Genomic DNA, 22,243 nt, shown 5'->3' with positions numbered 1-22,243 from the left:
TATTTGCATTATCGCTCAAAACTTGTATAATGTTATAAGGTGATAAAATGAATAAATTCAAAAAAACAGAACTAGTGATATACCCGATTTTTATTGTGGTCATGATTGTTTTAGATCAGATCACGAAGATCATTGCCCAATCCGTACTGCCTTTTGGGGGAACCGGAGTAAAAGTAATCGATCGTTTTTTCTATTTTACATACATGACAAACTATGGAGGAGCATGGTCTTTATTTGAAGGACATACGTGGATCTTTGTGATTGCGGCTGTCGTTGCAGTAGGGGCTTTAGGATACTTTTTCTTTAAAACGAAACCGGAAGATAAATTCGCCCGTTTTGGTTTTGCATTAGTCATTGCCGGAGCTATTGGAAATTGTATGGATCGTATTATGTTGGGATTCGTTCGTGACTTTGTCGATCTGATTATCTTTGGCTATGATTTCCCTATTTTCAATATTGCGGATATTTGTATCGTATTAGGGGTATTTTTAATTATATTAGATACTTTTGAAGAGGAGTTAAAACAATGGAGACAATCGAGAAAATCGTAGAAGCTGCAGATGTCGGAAGCCGTTTAGATAAATACTTAGCCATGATGCTGCCGGAATTGACCCGTACTCGTATTCAGCAGTTTATTAATGAGGGGTTAGTGCTGGTAAATGGGAAAACGGAAAAAAACAGTTATAAAGTACAACAAGAAGATTTAATTGAAATCGAATTGCCGGAAGATAAAGAGATGGAAATTCTGCCAGAAGATATTCCTTTGGAAGTGGTTTATGAAGATACAGATGTCATTGTTATTAATAAACCCAATGGGATGATCGTGCATCCTTCAGTAGGCGTGACCAGCGGAACATTAGTGAATGCTTTGCTTTATCATTGTCAGGATTTATCTGGAATTAACGGTGTCATTCGTCCGGGAATCGTACATCGTATCGATAAGGAAACCAGCGGATTATTGATGGTCGCTAAAAATGATAAGGCACATCATCATTTGAGCGATCAGCTGCGTGAGCATAGTGTGGAAAGAAGCTATATCGCTTTAGTGCATGGGAATATCGCTCATGAATTCGGGACGATTGATGCTCCAATCGGTCGTGATACGAAAGATCGTCAGAAAATGACTGTCACAGATCATAATTCTAAACAGGCACGCACAAATTTCAGAGTGCTTGAACGCTTTGAAAAAGAGGATTTAACTTTGATTGAATGTCGCTTGGAAACCGGGCGCACACATCAGATCAGGGTGCATATGGCATTTATCGATCATCCGGTCTATGGGGATCCTAAATATGGGTATCGCCGTGATGACCATTCCTTTGGACAATATCTGCACGCAAAAACATTGGGATTTGTTCATCCAACGACCAATGAAGTGATGACATTCGAGGCAGAACTGCCAAAAGAATTTGAAGAAAAATTAAAAGAACTAAGAAAGCATGATTAATCATTTCTTAGTTTTTTTCTTGCATAATCATTAAGTTGTGATATAACTAGAATAAGAGGTGAGGAAGATGAGCAAAGTAATTAGCTGGGATGAATATTTTATGGGTGTCGCTAAGCTTTCGGCGTTTCGTTCAAAAGATCCGAATACACAAGTCGGTGCTTGTATTGTCAACACAGATAAGAAAATTGTCGGTGTTGGCTATAATGGACTGCCTTGGGGATGTGAAGATGACGAATTTCCTTGGGAAGCACGTGACGGTGATTTAGAAAAGACAAAATATCCTTATGTGGTTCATGCGGAATTAAATGCGATCTTAAACAGTACACAAGATTTAAAAAATTGTAAAATCTATGTTTCTTTATTCCCTTGTCATGAATGTACGAAAGCCATCATTCAAAGCGGAATCAAAGAAATTATTTATGAAGATGAAAAATATGCGGGGACAAGCAGTGACCTTGCGGCAAAGCGGATGTTGGATGCTGCCGGTGTCAAATACACAAAGATGCCGCCTTTTGATATAATTATAAAGGAATAGCCATTGGCTATTCCTTGTTTACTAGCTCTTTCATTCTTTTCGTGTTGGTAAGATGTAATTTACCTACTTTAACGAGCATTCTTTCCCCATAATTTTTAATAATCTGCGCACCAACAACGTCTACATTGGCACCGGTACCACGTGGAAGTTTGATTTTTAAGCTCTTGCACATATTTGTATAGTATTGCAGATATGCATACTTGGCTAAAATGTACGAGCAGCCTACTGCTAAATATTTAAGCTGAGCATTTTCCTCAAAGATAAGATCTTTAACGACTACGACTTCATTTTTTAAATAATTGAAATAGGTCTTGCTTGAAACAAACTGCTCGATGACTTTTGTTTCAACCGGTTGTTGAAGTTTTTGCATCACATTTGTAATCGCTTGATTATGAAGCTGCGCCTTTAATGTTGCTTGATTCGTTCCGTGACTGATCGCATTATTGTAATGAGCATTATCCAAAAGTAAAAGACTGTAAATCATACGGTCTTTAATTGCTTTTGCTTTTGCTACAATTTCCTGATCGGTTAAGGACTGCGGATGGTGTATATCGATAGATTTTAACCAATCGATATCTCTTTCATCGACGTAACAGGCTACAATACACATTGGGCCGAAATAATCTCCGGAACCAACTTCCGCCGCACCGATATGACTTTGCAAGAATAATCCTTCCTGATCTGTCTCTTTGTTAGGATGATCGATCTTTTCCCAACGGCTCGCTTCGATCAAAGCATTGTTCCCTGCAAATTCAACCTGAAGGTTTTCATAACAGACGATATGACATCCAACTGTTTGTGCAGAAAAAATAATGTTTGACTCATTACTATCTATCATTTGGCTATCATAGAATTTCTTCATTTTTTCTAAAGCAGTCTCATTTGTGACAATGACAATAGGATCCATTTCATTCGCCTCCTAGCCTAATTATAACACTTTTTCAACCTTTTTGACAGCATAAATTTAATTTGTTACAATACTTTAAGAGGTGATTTATATGGGTAACTTAAATCCATCATTTATTTTGGATATTATTGTCATAGGTTTTTTATTCATTAGTATGGTAGTAGGATATTTTCGGGGGTTTACTACACGTTTCTTTTCATTCATATTAAGTATTCTGGCATTTTTTCTCGCCTTTATACTATCTAAGCCAATCTCTTTATTATTCACTTTTCAAATTCGTATATCAAACGGAGCAATCAGTGAGGTATTAAAAGGATTCTATCCCCTTATTTATCAGGTGATTGCTTTTATTATTTTATTCATTATTTTTATGATATTAAAAGTGGTGATCTTGTTTGTATTCCGCAATACGATCAAACGTTTGATTGATACATTGGCATTCAGCCGTTTTATCGATGGTATTTTAGGAAGTGCTTTAAGCTTGATCGAAGGCTTGATTTTTGCTTTTATTGCCTTATGTGTCATGATGATGCCGTTTGTTAAAGACGGAAGCAGCATCATTGGGAATTCCACGATTGCCAGTCATATTTTAAACTTAGTGCCGGAAGCAAGCAAACAATTAAATGCATTAAGTGATACTTACAATCTAACAAAGAATTTAGACTTTTCATCTTTTTCATTAGATAAACTGGATAAAAATTCATTGTCTACTTTAAAAACAATGATCAATAGTGCCCAGAGTATGGGATTAGTGACTCCACAGGATGTGACGGATCTAGTCGAAAGCTATCGCAGTGACATTGAGCAGGCACAGGATGTAAAAGTCGATCAGGAAACAAAAAAACAAATCGACGAATTATTGGATATTCCAGGTATCCCGCAAGATATTAAGGATATTGTCAATAATAAGATTATCGTAGAATAGGAACATTATGAAAAATATATTAGAAACTTTAGAGTTTGATAAAATTAAACAACAGTTACTTGGCTTTACCGCTTGTTCATTAGGAAAAGAATTAGTGAATGAGCTTGCTATGTATGAAGATAAGAATGAACTGCTTTATCAGTTGCGTTTAACGGATGAGGCGATTCGTTTGATTTTCAGTTATGGGCGTTTGCCATTAGGCGGACTGCATGATCTTTCTTTAATGTGTCAAAAAGCCAACATGGATGGTATTTTATATCCACAGCAATTAATGGATATCAATGCAACGTTAGATGCTGTACACAGCATTTTACTGTATCATGAGGAACACGAGCTGGCAACGCCGTTATTTGATGAATTAGTTAAGACATTGGTAGAAATTAAACCGTTACAGCAGGAGATCCAGCGTTGTATCGGCAACGATGGGGAAGTCAATGACCATGCATCCAGTGCTCTGTATTCAATTCGTAAGAAAATTCGCAATATTGAATCTTCAATTCACGCCAAGATGAATCAACTGGCAAGCAGTCAAAAGGAATACTTAAGTGAAGCCATCGTAACGATGCGTAATGATCGCTTTGTGCTACCTGTAAAAACACTTAGTAAGGGCAATGTCAAGGGGATCGTTCACGGAGAATCTTCTACCAGTCATACCTCTTATATTGAACCTGAGAGTGTTGTGTTGATGAACAATCAGCTGACGGAAGAAAAAAATAAGGAACAACGAGAAATAGAACGCATCTTATTTGAATTGTCACAAAAGGTCAAAGAGAACAGTGCGATTTTACTCGCAAATCAGGAAACGCTGAAAGTGTTGGACTTTATGTTCGCTAAAGGAAGCTATGCGGCTTCAATAGATGGAGTAATTGCACATATCAGTGAAGATTATGATCACTTGTCTTTAAAACAGGCACGTCATCCTTTAATCGATCCGGCAAAGGTCATCGCCAACGATATTGAAATGAGTGCTCCTCATGAGATGCTTTTAATTACCGGAAGCAATACCGGAGGGAAAACGGTTACTTTAAAGACAGTTGGTTTATTATCGTTAATGAGTTTAGCCGGGTTGGCAATTCCCGCCATTGAAGCAACAGTCCCTTTTTATGATCAGATTTTCTGTGATCTTGGGGATGACCAATCCATCGAACAGTCACTGTCAACATTTTCATCACATATGAAAAAGATTGTTGAGATCACGAATGAAGTCACTCACCATTCTTTGATTTTGATCGATGAAATCGGGAGCGGAACAGACCCGCGTGAAGGAGAAAGCCTTGCTCAAGCGGTATTGGATTATCTGCATGGATATCATTGTCATGTAGTAGCATCAACCCATTATTCCGGGTTGAAAAAATATGCACAGGAAAAGCCTTTTGTATTATTTGCCAGTGTGGAATTTGATTTAGATACCATGAGTCCGACCTATCATTTATTAACAGGTTTGATTGGTCAGTCCTATGCCTTTGAGATTTCAACACGTTTAGGTTTAAACGATCATATCGTGGCTTCTGCCCGTGCTATAAAAGAAGAAAGCATGTCTAAACAGGATCATTTATTAGAGAGTTTGGAAATGGAATTAGAAAATAATCGTCAGCTCCAGGAACATCTTAATGAATCGATTGCTTATCATAAACAGCTGGAAAAGCAACTTCAGCAGCAGCTTGCAAAGATTGAACAAGAGAAAGAAAAATTGCTGAAGGAAGCAAAAGAAGAAGCAAATCAGCTGATCGAAGAAGCCAAAGAGAATGTTCAGCTTATTTTAGATGATTTAAAGGAACAGGCAAAAGATGTGAAAATGCATGTTGTGATCGATGCTCGTCATCAATTAGATGAAATGAAACATATCGATCCGCAAGTGAAATTAGTCAGTGATGAAAAACATGATTTTGTTGTTGGAGATCGAGTAAAGATTCTTTCAGTTAACCGTGAAGGAGAAGTAACCGCAGTCGCTAAAAACGGTCAGCTAACCATTTCTCTTGGAGGATTAAAAATGCAGCTTCAGCAAAATGAAGTGCAATATTTAGGCAAAGCCGTTAAACCAAAAATGAAAGCAAATCGAAAATCATTGAAAAAGGTTGGCAGCGGTCAATATGAATTAAATATTATCGGTATGCGTTACGAAGAAGCTATGCGATTAGTTGATAAGTTCCTGGATGATGCACTCGTAAGCAATTATCCGCATGTCCGCATCATTCATGGAATGGGCACCGGTGTATTAAGAAACGGAGTTCGTAAGATGTTAGATCGTAATAAGAATGTTGTGTCTTACCGAGACGGCGGACCTAACGAAGGCGGTCTGGGTGCCACATTAGTATATTTTGAATAGGAGAAGCCATGAGTACGACGTTGATTAAACAAAAATTAGCCTTGCTCCCATTAGAACCCGGCTGCTATCTGATGAAAGACAGTGAAGGAACAATCATTTATGTGGGAAAGGCAAAAAAACTAAAAAATCGTGTTTCTTCTTATTTTATGGGGGTACATAATTATAAGACAACGAAACTTGTAAGTGAAATTGTTGATTTTGATTATATTGTGACCCATTCTGAAAAAGAAGCCTTGCTTTTGGAAATCAACCTGATCAAGGACTATACGCCAAAGTATAATATTATGTTCATGGATAATAGTTATTATCCGTATATCCAGATGACTAAAGAGCGCCATCCGCGATTGAAGATCGTTCGTGATGTAAAGGATAAAAAGAATAAATACTTCGGACCTTTCCCGGATGCCACAGCAGCTCGAGAGATTTACAAGCTGCTGAACCGCTTATACCCGTTAAGAAAATGCAATCATATTCCCAATAAACCGTGTTTATATTATTCTTTAAATCAATGTTTAGGTCCATGTATCAATGAAGTAGATGAAGAAACTTATAATGAGATGACCACTCAAATTACCAAGTTTATCAATGGTGATGTAAAAGAGATTATCAGTGATCTTCATGAAAAGATGCAGACCGCAAGTGAAACATTGCAGTTTGAACAGGCGAAGGAATATCGTGATCTGATTCGTTATATCCAACATGTCACCAGTAAACAACATGTTCAGTTTAATGATCAAGTGGACCGTGATATTATCGGGTATCATGTGGATAAAGGGTATTTAAGTGTACAGATTTTCTTTATGCGTAATGGAAAATTGTTAGCGCGTGATATTAATTTAGTTCCCATTTATGGGGATATTGAAGAAGAACTATCAAGTTTTATTGTTCATTTTTATGCGAAAAACACTTTGCCAAAAGAAATCTTGATGCCAAAATCGGATGACCTTAAATTATTAGAAGAAGTATTAGGGTGTAAAGTATTGCAGCCAACCCGAGGAAATAAAGCAGATCTTGTGAAGATGGCTTGCGACAACGCTAAAGAAATGCTGGAAAAGAAATTTATTTTGATGGAAACTGCCGAGAATAAAAATGTCACCGCAATCGATGAGTTGGGAATGGCTTTAAATATTAAGCGTCCAGCCGTTATTGAATTGTTTGACAACTCGAACATTCAGGGAAGTTATTCCGTTGCCGGAATGGTCTGCTTTGTAGAGGGGAAACCTTCTAAAAACGATTACCGCAAATTCAAAATTAAAACGGTTGAGGGACCGGATGACTATGCCAGTATGAAAGAAGTCGTTTATCGTCGTTATTTTCGTGTATTGATGGACGGTTTAAGAAAACCGGATCTGATTATCGTCGATGGGGGTAAAGGGCAAATTAAAGCGGCAAAAGAAGTCATAGACAGCTTAAATTTGGATATTTATGTCAGTGGGTTAAGCAAAGATGATAAGCATTCCACCGCTTTATTGCTAGACCAAAACGGAGACCCTGTGGATATCGACCGGAAAAGCCAGTTGTTTTATTTATTGACGCGAATGCAGGATGAGGTCCATCGCTATGCGATCAGTTTCCATAAAAATGTGCGTTCAAAATCTTTATTTGCTTCAATCTTAGATGAGGTTGAAGGAATCGGCGAAGTCCGTAAGAAGAAATTACTGCGTAAATTCGGGAGTGTGAAGAAGATGAAAGAAGCTTCTTTAGAGGAATTTGAAGAGATCTTACCTAAAGAAGTCGCAAAAAATTTAAAAGCAGAGTTAGATAAGCGATAACCATTTTTGATTTTACTCATATGATGTACTAAGGGGGTAAAGTCATGCCAGGAATACTTACTAAACGTGAGAAGGAAATTTTTGAGTTGTTAATCAATCATTACACGACCAGAGATATTGCCAAGAAACTCGAAATCAGTGAAAAAACTGTCCGTAATCATATTTCTAACGTCATTCAGAAATTAGGAGTGACTTCCAGAATACAGGCAGTGCTGGAATTGATTAAATTGAATGAACTTAAGATAGAGTAAAGAACCTTGCTTACAGGGTTCTTTTCATATAATAGTGGTAAATAAGAGCCAATTATTATATAATAGGAAACAACGAGGTGATACCGTGAAACTAAAACATTATCATATTTTTTTATTTGCCGGAGTATGCTTTTTAGTTGCTTTCATAGGAATAAACAATAAATATGATCGTTTTTATCGTGTTGCCGGAATGAACAACGAAAGCCGTATATTAATTGAGACCTATATGGATGAAGCACAGCAGAATTATATGGTAGAAAATAATGTAGGGGTCTTTGAATTTATTCGTTATATTACTTATCCCGGTTTTCAGATTCAAAACTATGAATATTACAACAGTGTTGAAAGAAGTGGTACATATCCAACATTACAGGAGGTCGTTACACAGACGAATACGATCGTCAATCGTTTAAAGGCAGATACGCCTTGGTCGGTCGGAGAAAACTTAACGGCACTGATTAATGCGAAACTTCTAAATGATTATATCAATAATACTAACTTTAATCTTAAACATATCACGATTTATGAGAAATTGAAGCCTTTTTATATGATTGATGACTACAGCTATTTAGCTTTAGTGGAGGATAATTTAGAATCCTTAAATAAATTAGGGTATCAGTCTTTGGATGCCTGTACAAAGATTCTGGTAGATTTGTTTGAATTTTACACGCCTCATCAGGTAGAACGCCTGATTTCTGCTTCTACTGCCGCAAAAGAAGTTCTCTTTTTAGAAGAACCGACGGCTTTGGACGCTGTTTTAAAAGGTAAAACAACGGTGGATAGCTATGTTCCGGATGATCTGTCTTTAATCGAAGACTTACCACGTTATACGTATTTCTTATATTTAAGAGAAGAAGCATATCAGGCACTCAAGGAAATGTGTCATGCTTATGAAAGCAGTTCGGATTTTGTGCCTTATTATATACGCAGTGCTTATAAGAGCTATGAATCTGCCTTAGTTGAAAACGAACAGCAAGCAGGACATCTTGAAGAACAGTTGGGAATGACAGTCTCGTTCCAAGTGACCAATTTAGCAGTGGAAGATTTTGAAAATGCCCCATTCTTTACTTGGCTTGAGAAGAATGCCTATCAGTATGGTTTTATCTTGCGTTATCCAAAAGATAAAAGTGAAGAAACGGGAAGAGAATATAATGCATATACGTATCGTTATGTCGGAAAAGAGATTGCTAAAGAGATGCATGATCTAAATTATAAGACATTAGAAGAATATGTCAGCAAAAAGAAGTAGGAGATAAACATGAAGAACACGATTGGAATATTTGATTCTGGAGTAGGAGGATTAACCGTCTTACAGACTATGATGAAAGATCTTCCTCATACCGATTTAATGTATATTGGAGATAATAAAAACTGTCCTTATGGGGATAAAAGCAAAGCAGCTTTATATGAATGTGCTTCAAAAGTAGTAGAATATTTTATTGCTCATCAAATCAAAATTATCGTTTTAGCTTGCAATACGACTTCTGCCAATGTGCTGGAAGAATTAAGAGCGGCTTATCCAAATACACGCATCATTGGGGTTATTGACTCCACAGTACAAAATTTTTTAAGGAAAGAAAAGGAAAAGGTTTTGGTCATTGCGACAAAAGCAACCATTGATTCTCATAAATATCAAGATACGATTGCCTTATATAATAAGCAGGTGCAAGTGAACGAACTCGCGACACCAAAGCTGGTCCCTTTGATTGAATCCGGTAAATATAAAAAAGGCATTCAAGAGACCATCAAGGAATATGTAACTGCCTATCAAGGAAAGATTGATTCTATTATCTTAGGCTGTACGCATTATCCGATTATTGCCAATCAGTTTAAGGAGGTCTTAAAAGACATCTGCTATATTTCTTCAAGTGAATCTGTTTCTAAGGAAGTTGCCTATTATTTAAGCGAGCACCATTTGATCGATACGCAGCATACAAGACAGATAGAGATTAATACGACGGGGGATGTTGAAGATTTTAAATTTGCTGCCGGAAGCTTCTTTGACTTTGAAGAAATTAAGGTGCATCATATTGAAGTTTAACTGAACATATGTTCAGTTTTTTGCATATTTTATAGTCTCATAAATATAATTGGATGAGGTGAGAATATGAGAAAAAAGAAGATCATCAATACGCTTTTGGTTTGTGCTTTTGTTTTAGCGGTGGGTTTTGTTTACATGAAAAATAAAGATACAAAAGAACAACCGGTATCAAACGTTGTGTATGATCAGCCAAGCGGGAGTTACAAAGAAGTAGTTTACCAAGATAATAGCGGACTTTTAATACCCGTCAATATCGAATTAACAGAGAGCGGACAGTTAGAAAAAGATGTAATGGATATTCTTTATAAAATGAAAGAAAGTCCGGCATCATTGCCAGATCTGTCGCCTGTTTTAAGCAGTGATCTGCAGGTCAACAGTACATCATTAAATGAAAAACTGCTGACGATTGATTTCAACAGTGCATTATTAAATCTCAGCAAAGAAGAAAGCTTAAAGTTTATTGAGGCTTTAACTTGGACATTATGTGATTATAAAGGCATTGAAAAACTTCATTTTACATCGGATGGAAATGAGATAACGAATCTGCCAGACAGTTATATTTCATTGAGTGCTAACTATGGGCATAATCTAGGATTAAATAACTTTGAAACCGTGAACGCTTATTTACATAAGACCAGCGCTTTAGTTGTCTATGGAAATAAGCAGATTGATGGACAGGATTTCTATGTCCCCGTTACAAAACGCATTGATACAAGTGATCTTTCTGTACAAGACAAAGTATCCATCTTGCTTTCACAAAACTCGATTTCATCTTTGATCAGTGAAAACAAAGCTTTTGAAAATCTAAAGGTATTGGATGGAACACGCATTGAGGACGGACGACTGATCGTAAATTTAAGCGATGGGGCATTGCTGGATGAAATGTCATTAAATCCACAAGTAACCGATATGCTGCTGCTTTCTTTAAGACAAATCGACGGAGTGGAAACCATTAGCTTTGAAGTCAACGGAGAAGCCATTGGTAAAGATGAAATCGTATCAAAGAATGTTGTCTATAATGTAGTTAAAATGTAAATACAATCATCGCATGATGATTGTTTCTTTTTTTTGTTATCTCAAGCGTTGCATTCATTAAACAAAAAGCTTAAGTGGTCAATTTTATTGTATTTATTACACTTTTTTTAATCAACAAAATGAGGTACTATTGATTAATTGCTTTTTTATTCTTTGTAGACTACGTTTTTATTAGAGCCACTTATTCTAAATAATTTACCAGCCTCATTTTTTAAAAATGTCTATTTGTGCCTGTAAACACTGGCTATTCTCTTATTTTGAATTCTATTTGTAAAAACAAAGGTGTCGCTGGTAAAATAAGAAGAATCCCTTGAATTTACAGGGGATTTATGAAATAATGGAGTTACAGAAAGCGGTATTTACGAGGGTTTAATAACAACATAAGATGTATTTAAATATATACAGCAAAAAGAATTGTTCGTATATGGAAAGTTTAATAACAACATAAGATGTATTTAAATTTTTTGTCTTTATATTTATAATCAAAAAATCCAAAGTTTAATAACAACATAAGATGTATTTAAATAAAGGCAGAAGAGGCTTGCGATGGAATTAAAACAGAGTTTAATAACAACATAAGATGTATTTAAATATCTTATCCAACAACATTTCTACTACTCTTTGCTTACCGTTTAATAACAACATAAGATGTATTTAAATGTGTGAAAGTTTACATACTCTTTAGCCGAGGTAATGTTTAATAACAACATAAGATGTATTTAAATTCGGTTAAATCTCTAGCTTTATGTCCCATGATTCGTTTAATAACAACATAGGATGTATTTAAATATTCCTACTAGATAACCATTTTCACGTTCAACTCGTTTAATAACAACATAAGATGTATTTAAATTTTTCTTTAGTTGTGTAAGCTACATAATCCGTATAAGTTTAATAACAACATAGGATGTATTTAAATAATGCTTTTCGTGGTATATGATAGCTATAATGCCCGTTTAATAACAACATAAAATGTATTTATTTTCTGAGGATGAGTCTGCCTCAAGAGCAGAATTAAGGATATGAAAAATTTACAATTAGGAACATATTTAGATTCGTCATTGAATATTTTAATTAAATTAGAGGAAACTTGTAAACTTGAAACAATTATCGTATGATGATTGTTTCTTTCTTTTTTTATGTTATACTGTTACAGAGGTGAAAAGAATGTTTGATAGAGCAGTATATAACAAAAGAGTAGAGTGGTATAAAGATGCAAGATTTGGGATGTTCATCCACTTTGGAGCTTACGCTGTTCCGGCTAGAGGAGAATGGATCAGAAGCTACGAAGAGATCAGTAATGAGGATTATCAAAAGTATATTGATGCCTTTGATCCAGACGACTGCGATATGAAAGAATGGGCAAAAATGGCAAAAAAAGCAGGAATGAAATATGCCGTTTTAACTGCCAAACACCATGACGGCTATTGTTTATTTGACAGTAAGCTGACTGACTATAAAACGAAACGTGACTTTGTCAGAGAATTTTTAGAAGCATTTCGTGCAGAGGGAATCAGAGCGGGACTGTATTTCTCTTTAATCGATTGGTATCATCCGGATTTTCCTCATTATGGAGATAAACAACATCCGGAAAGAAGAAATGAAGCTTTTAAAGATACATTGCATGATTTTGATCGTTATTTAACATATATGCATGGACAAGTTGAAGAATTGTGTACACAATACGGACCGATTGATATCATGTGGTTTGATTTTTCTTATGACAACATGACAGCGGAAACTTGGAAAGCTCAAGAATTAGTAGAGATGGTTAGAAAACATCAGCCGGATATTATTTTAGATAATCGTTTGGAAGTCAGCGGTGAAGGATTTGGTTCACTGGCAACGCAGCATCCAACGGATTATTCAGGGGACTTTGTTTCACCAGAACAGGTCATTCCTCCTTATGGCATTTTAGATGACATGGGAAATCCGGTATTATGGGAAGCCTGCATTACAATGAATGATAACTGGGGTTACCATTCTGCAGATCATAATTTTAAAAAATCATCGACTATCATTCGTAAATTAGTGGAATGTGTATCAAAAGGCGGAAACATGATCTTAAATGTCGGTCCAGATGCACGCGGACGTTTCCCTAAAGAATCTATTCGTATTTTAAATGAAATTGGAGAATGGATGGCAGATTATTCTAAAAGCATTTATGGCTGCGGACCTGCCGAACTCACAAAACCGGATAACGGACGTATGACCCGAAGAGGAAATAAACTTTATTATCATATAATGGAAATGTCAATTGGCGGAATTCCACTATTTGGCATTCGTAAAGATCAGATTGAATCGATTATTTTATTAAATGATGGAACAGAAGTGAAAGTGATGGATTACTGGACCGTTAATAACTATCCGGATATTGTTTTCATCAATTTTGCCGGAGCAAATGATTTACCTAATCCTATCGATACAGTATTGGAGATTACCTTAAAATCGTGAAAAAAATAGTCATCATGTCTGATAATCATGGTCGGGCTGCAGATGTAATTCAGGTGTTGGAAGATAATGAAGACGCTGATTTATTTATTCATTGCGGTGATAATGAAGGCTATGATGATCAGTTATCAGAATTTGTAGCTGTCCGCGGAAATAACGATTGGACGTCAGATTTAAAGGATTATGAGATTATTGAATTTGAAGGGTATCGTATAGGTGTTGTCCATGGTCAATATTTTGGCTATTTCAATAAAGAAGAAGCAATGAAAGAATTTGCAAAAGAAAATCAATTGGATATTCTTTGCTGTGGACATACACATATGCCAATGAATATCGATATTGAAAACATCAAAATAATTAATCCGGGATCAACGCATTTACCTCGTGGTGGATCACCGGCAAGCTATGCTGTTCTTTATATGGATAATGGAAAAATGAATGTGGAATTTATTGAAATGAGATCGTAATGATCTCTTTTTTTGTATAAATTTTTATAAGAAACACACATTATATTGAAAGCTATAAATAGAATGTGAGGGATGATGATGAATCATACATTGAAAAAGTTAATAACATTTTTTATCTTCAGCATGATGATCTTTGTTTTAAGTGGGTGTCAATCCAGTCCTAAAACAACAGCCGAAACATTACAAAAGGATGTTGAAGGAATGATTGATAAAGGGAAAAATGAAGCTAAAAACATCGGCAATAATTTAGAGAATGATGTAGAAGAAGCCATTAAATATATTGATACCCATATGCAGGACCCATTTTCTGATTATGAAGTGACGAAACAAATGGGATATTATAGTTCTTATTTAGAAAATATTGCCGGGACAAATGAAGAGGCAGGCAATCATGAAATTGCAAAACTAGGAAAAAACGTACGCAGTTTCATCAGCAATGTCAGCGGTGGAATTGAAAGTGAAACCAGCGAAATTTCCACTGGATTAAAGAATGATATATCGACTGGATTAGGTAAGATTAACGAAGCAAAAGATGATATGGTACATAAATTCAGCGAAATGATTAAGAACGGATAAGGAGGATAACCATGAATAAGAAAAGTAAGAATAATTTAGAACAGGCTGTTGATTTTGTAGATGATAAAGTAATCGATCCAATTGCCAATAGTGATATGGCAAAGAAAATGGGCGAATACGCTAAAGATGCGAAAAGAATGGCAAAAGATGGTGTTGAAGAAGCCAGTGATGGTATGATGGAACTAGGCGAAAATGTCGCTTCTATGCTTGAAGCGTTTAAAAACCATCAGGAAGTAGAAAAGTTGGAAAAAGACGTTAAAAAAGGATTTGACAAACTAGGTAAATCTGCTCGTAAAGTCGCTAACGATGTAAAAGATATCGTTGACTAAAATGAAAGAATCTCACATCCATTAGGCTGTGAGATTTTACTAATTTTATCAAAAAATGATTGACTAATAAGTTGATTAATGATAATATGTAAAAGCAGTCAGTAAGAGATGTCTACGTAGCTCAGCTGGATAGAGCACACGCCTTCTAAGCGTGCGGTCACAGGTTCGAATCCTGTCGTGGACGCCATTTGAATTTGAACACACTTCGGTGTGTTTTTTTCTTTCCTTTTAAAAGATGAATTGTGGAATTTTAAAGATTAAGGAATATAAAAATTAAATCAGCAAAATTATGCTATAATGGTGAAAACGGAGGGATATTATGTCAAAGCAGATAGAATTGTATGAACGATTATCAGAAACAAATACATTGCAGGAAGTACAGGAATATATTAAGCAAGTCATTGAACTGCGTGGATTTGATCAGCAGGAAATTGAAAAAACAATGTTGATGATGACAGAAGAAGTGGGAGAACTGGCTAAAGCGATAAGAAAAGATGCTACAGATTTAAGAACGGATAAGAGTAAGATCAGTCATTATGATACGATTGAAAGTGAAGTGGCAGACACTTTTATTGTCCTTTTAAGTATTTGTAATAAATTAAATATTGATTTATTTAAGGCGTTAAAAGAGAAAGAAATGCAAAATTGTCAAAGACAATGGACAAAATAATAAGATAAAGACTATCTTTTCTTGACATTTCCTTAGTTTAATGATAATCGTTATATAGATTTATTTAAACGGAGGATATTATGGGATATACAATAGGACAGGTTGCGGAAAAATTGAATTTACCCAGTTCAACGATTCGTTATTATGATAAAGAGGGTTTATTGCCCTTTATTGAAAGAAAGAGTTCAGGAGTGAGAGTATTTTCTGAATCTGATTTGGGAATGCTTGGGATTATTGAGTGTTTAAAAAATACCGGTATGCCAATTAAAGATATTAAGCAATTTAGTATTTGGTGTGCAGAAGGAGATGCCACTTTGCAGCAGCGTTATGACATGTTTTTAGAAAGAAAACGGATTGTTGAAGCACAAATGGCAGAACTTGAAAAATCAATGAAAACAATTGAACATAAATGTCAGTATTATAAAAAGGCATTGGAAGCAGGTACGGAAAGTATCCACAAACAAGCTGCAGCAAGAAAATAGCAGAAGCTATTTCATTGTTCAGCTTTTTGTTTTATATAGATTTAAACCTATAAATATATAATCATATATATATTTTATATTATGAAAGCGTTTGTATATAATAGGGTTAAAGGAGGAATGAGTATGAAGCTTGTCTCAATTTTATTTCAGCAAATCACGATTATGTTTATCTTCATGTTTATTGGCGTACTCTTGTTTAAAACAAAAAAGCTATCCATGGAAGGAAGTAAGGCTTTAGGAAATATATTGATCTATGCTGTTATGCCAGCCGTTGTGATTAAAGCCTTTTTAAATGAAATGACCACGGAACGTTTAAAAGGCTTAGGAATTGCTTTCGGTTTTTCTTTAGCGGCACTTTTATTAGCCATGATTGTTTCCCAATTCGTTTTCAAAAAAAGACCCATTGAAAATTTTGGGGCGTCTTTTTCCAATGCCGGTTTTATCGGAATTCCTTTAGTTTCTGCCTTATATGGTGATGAAGCGGTCTTTTATGTATCTGCTTTTGTTGCATTGCTTAATCTATTGCAATGGACATATGGTGTTTTTGTGATTACTAAAAATAAAAAAGCCATCTCGTTAAAGAAAATATTTACCAATCCAATTTTAATCAGTTTAGCAGTCGGACTTATTTTATTTGTTTGTCGTATACAGGTGCCAATGATCGTCAGCAGCAGTATTCAAGGAATCGCCAGTCTGAATGCACCGCTTGCGATGTTTAGTTTAGGCACTTATTTAGCTCAAGTCTCATGGAAAGAAATCGTGACAAACCGTTATGCTTATTTAAGCAGTATCGTGCGACTGCTTGTCATTCCTTTGCTGACATTGGGGATATTGTTTTTTGTTCCTAATACCTATCAGACTATGAAAATGGCAATTTTAATTGTCGCTTCTACCCCGATCGGGTCTAATGTTGCCATCTTTGCACAAATACATAATCAAGATTATAAACAAGCAGTACGGATTGTATGTTTAAGCACGTTGTGTTCTATTCTTACGCTGCCAATGATCATGATGCTTGCGGATATTATTTGGTAAACTGTTGAAAATACTCTATAATATGTGCAGTTAGGGCTTTAGCGGAGCTGCTTTGATATTGATCTTTTTGCCAATGCAGATAAATATAGCGAAAACAATCGATATCATGAATAGGCTTGATGACTAAATGGGGATAAATATCCTGTTTCCATGTGATTTCCGGAATCAAAGCCACATCCATGCCAAGATTCAATAATTCACGAAATGTATTGGGATTATCACTGTAAAGATGGATATTAGGTTCAAAATGACATTGCTGACAGTAATAATGAAGCAGTTCATACAGATTACTTTGAGGGTCCAGACTGATAAATAAATCCTCTTTTAGATCCTGTAAAGCAATACTTTCTTTGGAAGCGAGCGGATGATCAATCGGTAAGATTGCTACCAAGCGCTCTTTAAGTAAAAGATAATCGTTGGTATTAGCCTGACGTGCTGCATAAAGCGTAAGATTACTTTCGTTAGGGAAGGGTTGATTACTTGTAGATTGACTGATCATGAAATGAATATCCGGATGACGTTGGCGGAATGTTTTGAGTAAATCAGGCAGAAGAGAAGATGCCGCTTGAATTTTAAGAGAAACGGTTGAATGGTTTATACCTTTCAAATCGGCAATCTCACTTTGAATATTCTCAAGTGCAGTAAAAATATGCTGACCATAACGTTCAACGATCCGACCGTATTCATTTAATTGAAGATGTTTCCCTTGACGATCAAATAAGGGGGTATCCAGTTCGTTTTCTAAACGTTTGATCGTCTGGCTTAGCGACGGCTGAGCAATATGCAGGTCTTTAGCGACTTGGCTCATATTTTCCTTTTTGGCTACCTGCATAAAATAGTATAATTGTAGTAATTCCATATGCTTTCCCTCTTTCATTATAATAAAGTATAAAGGAAACCGAAGATTTAAGCAATTGAATAGGAGAGATAAGAAAATGATCATTGAAACAAAGTTTGGGAAAATAAAAGGATATAAGGAAAATGGTTTATATTTATTCAAAGGAATCCCCTATGCTGTAGCAGAACGCTTTAAAGCACCACACAGTATATCTTGGGATGGGATATTAGATTGTACCCATTTTCGTGATAAAGTCGCTCAAATTGTGGAAGGAGATACGGAAACAGAATGCAGTGAAGATGGTTTGAATCTGAATATTTATACACCTTCTTTAGATGGGACGCTGCCTGTTTTAGTTGAAATTCATGGGGGAGCATTTCAAAGCGGCAGCAATCAGAAAATGGATCCCCATCATGTCATTGGGAATAGGAAGTTTGTCTATGTAACGATTAACTATCGTTTAGGTGTGTTAGGCTATCTTTATTTAGGGAAAGAGGAGTTTTCGGCATCGGGGAATAATGGAACATTGGATCAAATTGCAGCGTTAAAATGGATTCACGACCATATTTATCAATTCGGCGGAGATCCTAATAAGGTTACGGTTCTAGGCAGCTCAGCAGGCGCAAAGTCATTAGGTGCCATCATGATGCATCTTCAGGCTAAACAGTATTTTCAGCAGGTAATTTTAGTCAGTGGGGCTGCACAAAGTGTTCGTGATATGCAAACTGCCCAAAAGATTACCGATCGCTATAAAAAAATCATGAAGATCAATGATGTTCGTGATTTACTGACAATGCCGGTATCTGAACTATTGAAAGGACAAAAAGCGTTATGTGAAGGATTTGGCAGTACCTGTGTTTTTGGACCGGTTGCTGATGGTATCGTTATTCCTGTTGACTTTTATGAAAAACTTGAATCTAAAGACTATTGGCAGGGGAAAGCCATCATTGGCAGTTCCAAGCATGAACTGACCTTTTTTAAGATGATGGGCATTGATTTTCAGCTTTACGGTAAGCAAATTGCCAGAGAATTATTTGGTCAAAATGCAAAGATTGCCATTGAGGATGCTAAAACTTTAATGACAACCTATAGTGAAGAAGAGGCTTGGGTCAAAGTGCTGTCTGATTATATGTATCGTACATATAGCTATCGTTTGGGTAAAATTTTAACCAATAATGGCAGTACGGTCTGGCAATACAGCACAGAGTTTCTGCCGGCATGTCATTGTATGGATCATATCCTTTCGTTTGAACCGAGAGCAAAGCTGGAGAAATATTTTCCCAATACTCAAGATAAAAGCGAAATTGTAGAATTAGGTGATCAGATTAAAGAAGCCTATCTGTCATTTGTTGAAGAAGGTAAACCAAATATCGAAAACTGGAAGCCATTAAACCAAATGCATTGTCAGATGATTTGGGACCGTCCAAGTCATGTTGAAATGATTGAAGATGAAGTATGTGATCGTTTTCCCAATCAAGTATATAAATTATAATTAATAACGGTAATATAAACTGTATTCTTTGTTATGAAAACAAAATGAATGAGAGTCATCATGTAAAATGATACTCTTTTTTTATACTTTTAAAGGGAACAATCGATAGCTGAATAAAAAATAAGATGACAAAAAGACATATTCATTATATATTAGTAAGTAATTATGATAATTTATAATGAAAGTTGGATATGTGTTGAATGAAGTATAAGAATGAAATAGTAATTGTAATTGTTGTATCGATGCTTATTTTGATTTTAAAATGGATCAATGTTTTTCAAATAGAGAATGGTTTTGGAAACCCGTGGGTGATTTTAGCTATGATAATTGGGTTTAGCCTGATCGGTATTCGCCTTCAAAAAAGTATGGATAATAATTATCAGCATCATAGAATGAACTACAACAATTTAGATGTTTTAAAGTATCTTTGTGCTGTATTAATTATTATTTTGCATTTACGTCCTTTTTTTGATTACTCTAACCCTCTTGACCTCGCTTTTAATAATATCATTACCCGGGTATGTGTCCCATTGTTTTTTTTGATTACCGGTTATTTTACAGCCATTAAAGAAAAAAATCAGACGAATTATATCAAAGGACATATAGCTAAAATGATCCCTTTATATTTAACCTGGAGCGTGCTTTATATTCCGATATTAATTCATGATGCGATTCGCTACTTACCAACGATTCAAGGTTATTTGAACAATCTGCAGCTCTCGACACCAATCTTGATGGTGTTGCTTGTTGTGTCATCTCCGCTGGTCTTGATCATAACATTAGTTTATACAGGAGTTTATTATCATTTATGGTACTTCCCTGCAGTTATGCTGTCATTGCTGGTACTAGGAAAATGGAAAGAACGTTTCCCGGTAAAAAATCTATTGATCTTATCTTTTGTTTTATTGCTTTTTGGAGCAACGGAGACTTACTATGGAGTTTTACCATTGACCATTCAGCAGGTGATTACTTTCTATTATAAGGTATTCTTTACGACCCGAAACTTTCTTTTCTTTGGCTTGTTTTATGTAGTATTAGGATATTGTATGGGGAAAAAGAAAGAACTTTATTCAGAACACTGCGTATCCAAATTGATCATTTCGATGTTTTTTCTAGTGTTTGAGGCAATTATTCTGCATGATTTTGATCGTCTCAACAGCAATATTTTGCTTTCCTGTATACCTTTAACGTACTATTTGTTCATCTTTACTTTATACTTGACCCGTAAGAAAGAAAAAAAGATAAATCTCCCATATCGAGATTTATCTAAATATTATTACTTGGTTCATCCGGCTGTTATTGCGTTATGTTTTTCAGTATTTCACATCTTAAGCATAGAAACAGATCCATATTATCAGATTGCGGTCATTTTATTGTTTACACATATTGTTTCTTATCTCTTTATCCTTTTGAAACGGTACTGCAAACGATTGCCCATTTGATTTAAGGTATCTTATTCAGGATAAATTTCCTCCTTGGATATGATCGCACTCTCATCATTGATATAGATGCTGATCGATTTTGCTTGCTGAGTAATTTCAAATACATGGATGTACTTATTGGCAAGAAGGACATTGTTTCCTCTGATTTTAATTGTTAAATCTCCTTTTTCATATTCGGTGTTGATCTTTGTATAATCTAAGGCTTGACCGATGACGATCAAATATTGTTTCTTATTTGATGGATCATTTACAATCAATGTGTCTTCTTCAAAGAGAAAGTTAGGCTTTGCGAGCAGTTCTTTCAATAAAGTCAAACGTGTAGCTTTATCGACTTCTTTTAAAACTTCACTTTGATTATCGATGATGTGTTCAAAGTTATAATGACTTAAGTCATCAGCGAACATCTCTAATCCAATCTCGAGCATACCATCATAGTAATAGAGATCCCCTGTACTAAAATCCATATAATTACCGTTTTGATTAAATAGAAAATAGGTTCTTTGCTCATCTTGATAGATATGAATTTTTAATAAAGCTTCCTTTTGGTATGTAAAATGCAGGGTGGCACACCATTTTAAATTGGATACAGCGTTCAATTCTTCATTTGCAATTTTAATGAGCTGATCTACTTTTATGTTTTTTAAAAACTGAGTGTGTTTGTGGGTATCATAAACATTCAAATAAGCGTTACTGATTGCTATGTCATTTCGACCTACTGGCTTTACAGGTGACCGATAATTTAAACTTGCTTTATTGACCATATCGCCGCTGACCAGTAAATTTTTATTGGTATACTTACTTTGAAAACCTCTTGAATCACGATAATATAAAACAGTGAGCCAAAAGCATAAGAAACATAGAACGCCAATCATGTATTGATAGCGTTTTTTCTTTTGTTTTTCCTTTTTCGCAATATATTGATTGCCATCGAGCAGTTGTTCATAATCCAATTCTAAGATTTTGGCAAGATGGGGAATGGTTTCGATATCCGGATAGCCACTGCCGGTTTCCCAGCGTGAAATCGTTTTATTGGATACGTGCAGAAGATCAGCTAATTCCTTTTGTGTAAGGTGTAATTGAGTGCGTCTTTCTTTGATTAATTTACTGAATTCATTGGTTGTCATAAGAACCCCTCCCTACTTACAGAATATCGGCTAAATAAAGATTCGTCAATCAAATGAGGTTCTATGATTCATAGACTCTTATTTGCAATGGATTTCTT

At 35.4% G+C, this 22,243-nt stretch carries 22 protein-coding genes, 1 tRNA gene and 1 CRISPR repeat array; of the genes, 20 read left to right on the top strand and 3 right to left on the bottom strand.

Translation table 11 applies throughout. From position 1 onward, the window contains the following. Positions 1–47: 47 nt before the first annotated feature. From lspA to BN1225_RS04990, 3 genes are all read left to right on the top strand, one after another. Positions 48–551 carry a signal peptidase II gene (gene lspA / locus BN1225_RS05000; protein WP_041138699.1) on the top strand — a complete coding sequence of 168 codons (504 nt, stop codon included), beginning with the start codon at positions 48–50 and terminating at the stop codon, positions 549–551. Then, positions 527–1,447, top strand: coding sequence for an RluA family pseudouridine synthase (locus BN1225_RS04995; RefSeq protein ID WP_041138698.1), 921 nt, complete (start codon positions 527–529; stop codon positions 1,445–1,447). Before lspA ends, BN1225_RS04995 begins: the two co-directional genes overlap by 25 nt. 67 nt (positions 1,448–1,514) lie before the next feature. Continuing rightward, positions 1,515–1,982: a deoxycytidylate deaminase gene (locus BN1225_RS04990; RefSeq protein ID WP_041138697.1), complete on the top strand. Its 468-nt coding sequence runs from the start codon at positions 1,515–1,517 to the stop codon at positions 1,980–1,982. A gap of 7 nt (positions 1,983–1,989) precedes the next feature. Here the strand turns inward: BN1225_RS04990 and rnhC are convergent, their stop codons facing one another. Then, positions 1,990–2,889: a ribonuclease HIII gene (gene rnhC / locus BN1225_RS04985; protein WP_041138696.1), complete on the bottom strand. Its 900-nt coding sequence runs from the start codon at positions 2,887–2,889 to the stop codon at positions 1,990–1,992. A 91-nt stretch (positions 2,890–2,980) separates the two neighbouring features. On the opposite strand from rnhC, the gene BN1225_RS04980 reads away from it, so the two are divergent. The 15 genes from BN1225_RS04980 (at position 2,981) to BN1225_RS04910 (ending at position 17,249) form a co-directional block, all read left to right on the top strand. Further along, positions 2,981–3,814 (top strand): CvpA family protein, encoded by an 834-nt coding sequence (locus tag BN1225_RS04980; RefSeq protein WP_041138695.1) that lies wholly within the window; start codon positions 2,981–2,983, stop codon positions 3,812–3,814. A 7-nt stretch (positions 3,815–3,821) separates the two neighbouring features. Then, positions 3,822–6,140 carry an endonuclease MutS2 gene (locus tag BN1225_RS04975; RefSeq protein ID WP_041138694.1) on the top strand — a complete coding sequence of 773 codons (2,319 nt, stop codon included), beginning with the start codon at positions 3,822–3,824 and terminating at the stop codon, positions 6,138–6,140. 8 nt (positions 6,141–6,148) lie between these two features. Beyond that, positions 6,149–7,912 carry an excinuclease ABC subunit UvrC gene (uvrC, locus tag BN1225_RS04970; protein ID WP_041138693.1) on the top strand — a complete coding sequence of 588 codons (1,764 nt, stop codon included), beginning with the start codon at positions 6,149–6,151 and terminating at the stop codon, positions 7,910–7,912. A gap of 44 nt (positions 7,913–7,956) precedes the next feature. Beyond that, positions 7,957–8,163 carry a helix-turn-helix domain-containing protein gene (locus tag BN1225_RS04965; protein WP_041138692.1) on the top strand — a complete coding sequence of 69 codons (207 nt, stop codon included), beginning with the start codon at positions 7,957–7,959 and terminating at the stop codon, positions 8,161–8,163. Positions 8,164–8,248: 85 nt separating this feature from the next. Next, a complete protein-coding gene (locus tag BN1225_RS14935; protein WP_052466358.1) occupies positions 8,249–9,412 on the top strand; it encodes a M15 family metallopeptidase in 1,164 nt (387 codons plus the stop codon). A 9-nt stretch (positions 9,413–9,421) separates the two neighbouring features. Continuing rightward, complete coding sequence (gene murI / locus BN1225_RS04955; RefSeq protein WP_041138691.1) at positions 9,422–10,204, top strand: glutamate racemase; 783 nt, start codon at positions 9,422–9,424, stop codon at positions 10,202–10,204. Between the two features lie 66 nt (positions 10,205–10,270). Then, positions 10,271–11,239 (top strand): GerMN domain-containing protein, encoded by a 969-nt coding sequence (locus tag BN1225_RS04950; RefSeq protein ID WP_041138690.1) that lies wholly within the window; start codon positions 10,271–10,273, stop codon positions 11,237–11,239. 367 nt (positions 11,240–11,606) lie between these two features. Next, a CRISPR array of direct repeats spans positions 11,607–12,223; the repeat unit is 30 nt; unit sequence GTTTAATAACAACATAAGATGTATTTAAAT. A gap of 183 nt (positions 12,224–12,406) precedes the next feature. Next, entirely contained in the window at positions 12,407–13,693 is a 1,287-nt protein-coding gene (locus tag BN1225_RS04945) for an alpha-L-fucosidase (RefSeq protein WP_041138689.1), read from the top strand. After that, positions 13,690–14,157, top strand: coding sequence for a metallophosphoesterase family protein (locus BN1225_RS04940; protein WP_041138688.1), 468 nt, complete (start codon positions 13,690–13,692; stop codon positions 14,155–14,157). Before BN1225_RS04945 ends, BN1225_RS04940 begins: the two co-directional genes overlap by 4 nt. Positions 14,158–14,235: 78 nt before the next feature. Continuing rightward, positions 14,236–14,733 (top strand): outer membrane protein assembly factor BamD, encoded by a 498-nt coding sequence (locus BN1225_RS04935; RefSeq protein WP_041138687.1) that lies wholly within the window; start codon positions 14,236–14,238, stop codon positions 14,731–14,733. 11 nt (positions 14,734–14,744) lie between these two features. Continuing rightward, positions 14,745–15,062, top strand: a complete 318-nt coding sequence (locus tag BN1225_RS04930) for a hypothetical protein (RefSeq protein WP_041138686.1) — start codon at positions 14,745–14,747, stop codon at positions 15,060–15,062. Between the two features lie 110 nt (positions 15,063–15,172). Beyond that, positions 15,173–15,249: transfer RNA gene (locus tag BN1225_RS04925), tRNA-Arg, on the top strand. Between the two features lie 132 nt (positions 15,250–15,381). Next, complete coding sequence (locus tag BN1225_RS04920; protein ID WP_197066536.1) at positions 15,382–15,732, top strand: MazG nucleotide pyrophosphohydrolase domain-containing protein; 351 nt, start codon at positions 15,382–15,384, stop codon at positions 15,730–15,732. An 80-nt stretch (positions 15,733–15,812) separates the two neighbouring features. Continuing rightward, positions 15,813–16,214, top strand: a complete 402-nt coding sequence (locus tag BN1225_RS04915; protein ID WP_041138684.1) for a MerR family transcriptional regulator — start codon at positions 15,813–15,815, stop codon at positions 16,212–16,214. Positions 16,215–16,337: 123 nt separating this feature from the next. Then, positions 16,338–17,249 (top strand): AEC family transporter, encoded by a 912-nt coding sequence (locus BN1225_RS04910; protein ID WP_041138683.1) that lies wholly within the window; start codon positions 16,338–16,340, stop codon positions 17,247–17,249. On the opposite strand, the gene BN1225_RS04905 is transcribed toward BN1225_RS04910, so the two are convergent. Next, positions 17,239–18,108, bottom strand: a complete 870-nt coding sequence (locus BN1225_RS04905) for a LysR family transcriptional regulator (RefSeq protein WP_041138682.1) — start codon at positions 18,106–18,108, stop codon at positions 17,239–17,241. The genes BN1225_RS04910 and BN1225_RS04905 overlap by 11 nt on opposite strands. Positions 18,109–18,184: 76 nt before the next feature. Here BN1225_RS04905 and BN1225_RS14040 point away from each other — a divergent pair, with 76 nt between their 5' ends. Both BN1225_RS14040 and BN1225_RS04895 read left to right on the top strand, forming a co-directional pair. Continuing rightward, the gene (locus BN1225_RS14040) at positions 18,185–19,579 is read left to right on the top strand and encodes a carboxylesterase family protein (protein WP_052466356.1); all 1,395 of its coding nucleotides are present in this window, start codon (positions 18,185–18,187) and stop codon (positions 19,577–19,579) included. A 200-nt stretch (positions 19,580–19,779) separates the two neighbouring features. Further along, entirely contained in the window at positions 19,780–21,021 is a 1,242-nt protein-coding gene (locus BN1225_RS04895) for an acyltransferase family protein (RefSeq protein WP_041138681.1), read from the top strand. A gap of 11 nt (positions 21,022–21,032) precedes the next feature. Here the strand turns inward: BN1225_RS04895 and BN1225_RS14035 are convergent, their stop codons facing one another. After that, on the bottom strand, positions 21,033–22,145 hold the full coding sequence (locus BN1225_RS14035; RefSeq protein WP_052466354.1) for a helix-turn-helix domain-containing protein: 1,113 nt from the start codon (positions 22,143–22,145) through the stop codon (positions 21,033–21,035). Positions 22,146–22,243 lie beyond the last annotated feature (98 nt).

This window comes from Beduini massiliensis, from assembly GCF_000829905.1.
In the GTDB taxonomy this organism is placed as follows: Bacteria; Bacillota_I; Bacilli_A; order Erysipelotrichales; family Coprobacillaceae; genus Beduini; species Beduini massiliensis.
Note: the sequence above shows the minus strand (reverse complement) of the source record. Positions and strands in the feature narration are given on the sequence as shown.

Bases quoted from the DNA above. Each gene is read 5' to 3' on its own strand.
- lspA (WP_041138699.1), top strand. From the start codon at position 48: ATGAATAAATTCAAAAAAACAGAACTAGTGATATACCCGATTTTTATT.
- BN1225_RS04995 (WP_041138698.1), top strand. From the start codon at position 527: ATGGAGACAATCGAGAAAATCGTAGAAGCTGCAGATGTCGGAAGCCGT.
- BN1225_RS04990 (WP_041138697.1), top strand. From the start codon at position 1,515: ATGAGCAAAGTAATTAGCTGGGATGAATATTTTATGGGTGTCGCTAAG.
- rnhC (WP_041138696.1), bottom strand. From the start codon at position 2,889: ATGGATCCTATTGTCATTGTCACAAATGAGACTGCTTTAGAAAAAATG.
- BN1225_RS04980 (WP_041138695.1), top strand. From the start codon at position 2,981: ATGGGTAACTTAAATCCATCATTTATTTTGGATATTATTGTCATAGGT.
- BN1225_RS04975 (WP_041138694.1), top strand. From the start codon at position 3,822: ATGAAAAATATATTAGAAACTTTAGAGTTTGATAAAATTAAACAACAG.
- uvrC (WP_041138693.1), top strand. From the start codon at position 6,149: ATGAGTACGACGTTGATTAAACAAAAATTAGCCTTGCTCCCATTAGAA.
- BN1225_RS04965 (WP_041138692.1), top strand. From the start codon at position 7,957: ATGCCAGGAATACTTACTAAACGTGAGAAGGAAATTTTTGAGTTGTTA.
- murI (WP_041138691.1), top strand. From the start codon at position 9,422: ATGAAGAACACGATTGGAATATTTGATTCTGGAGTAGGAGGATTAACC.
- BN1225_RS04950 (WP_041138690.1), top strand. From the start codon at position 10,271: ATGAGAAAAAAGAAGATCATCAATACGCTTTTGGTTTGTGCTTTTGTT.
- BN1225_RS04945 (WP_041138689.1), top strand. From the start codon at position 12,407: ATGTTTGATAGAGCAGTATATAACAAAAGAGTAGAGTGGTATAAAGAT.
- BN1225_RS04935 (WP_041138687.1), top strand. From the start codon at position 14,236: ATGAATCATACATTGAAAAAGTTAATAACATTTTTTATCTTCAGCATG.
- BN1225_RS04930 (WP_041138686.1), top strand. From the start codon at position 14,745: ATGAATAAGAAAAGTAAGAATAATTTAGAACAGGCTGTTGATTTTGTA.
- BN1225_RS04920 (WP_197066536.1), top strand. From the start codon at position 15,382: ATGTCAAAGCAGATAGAATTGTATGAACGATTATCAGAAACAAATACA.
- BN1225_RS04915 (WP_041138684.1), top strand. From the start codon at position 15,813: ATGGGATATACAATAGGACAGGTTGCGGAAAAATTGAATTTACCCAGT.
- BN1225_RS04910 (WP_041138683.1), top strand. From the start codon at position 16,338: ATGAAGCTTGTCTCAATTTTATTTCAGCAAATCACGATTATGTTTATC.
- BN1225_RS04905 (WP_041138682.1), bottom strand. From the start codon at position 18,108: ATGGAATTACTACAATTATACTATTTTATGCAGGTAGCCAAAAAGGAA.
- BN1225_RS14040 (WP_052466356.1), top strand. From the start codon at position 18,185: ATGATCATTGAAACAAAGTTTGGGAAAATAAAAGGATATAAGGAAAAT.
- BN1225_RS04895 (WP_041138681.1), top strand. From the start codon at position 19,780: ATGAAGTATAAGAATGAAATAGTAATTGTAATTGTTGTATCGATGCTT.
- BN1225_RS14035 (WP_052466354.1), bottom strand. From the start codon at position 22,145: ATGACAACCAATGAATTCAGTAAATTAATCAAAGAAAGACGCACTCAA.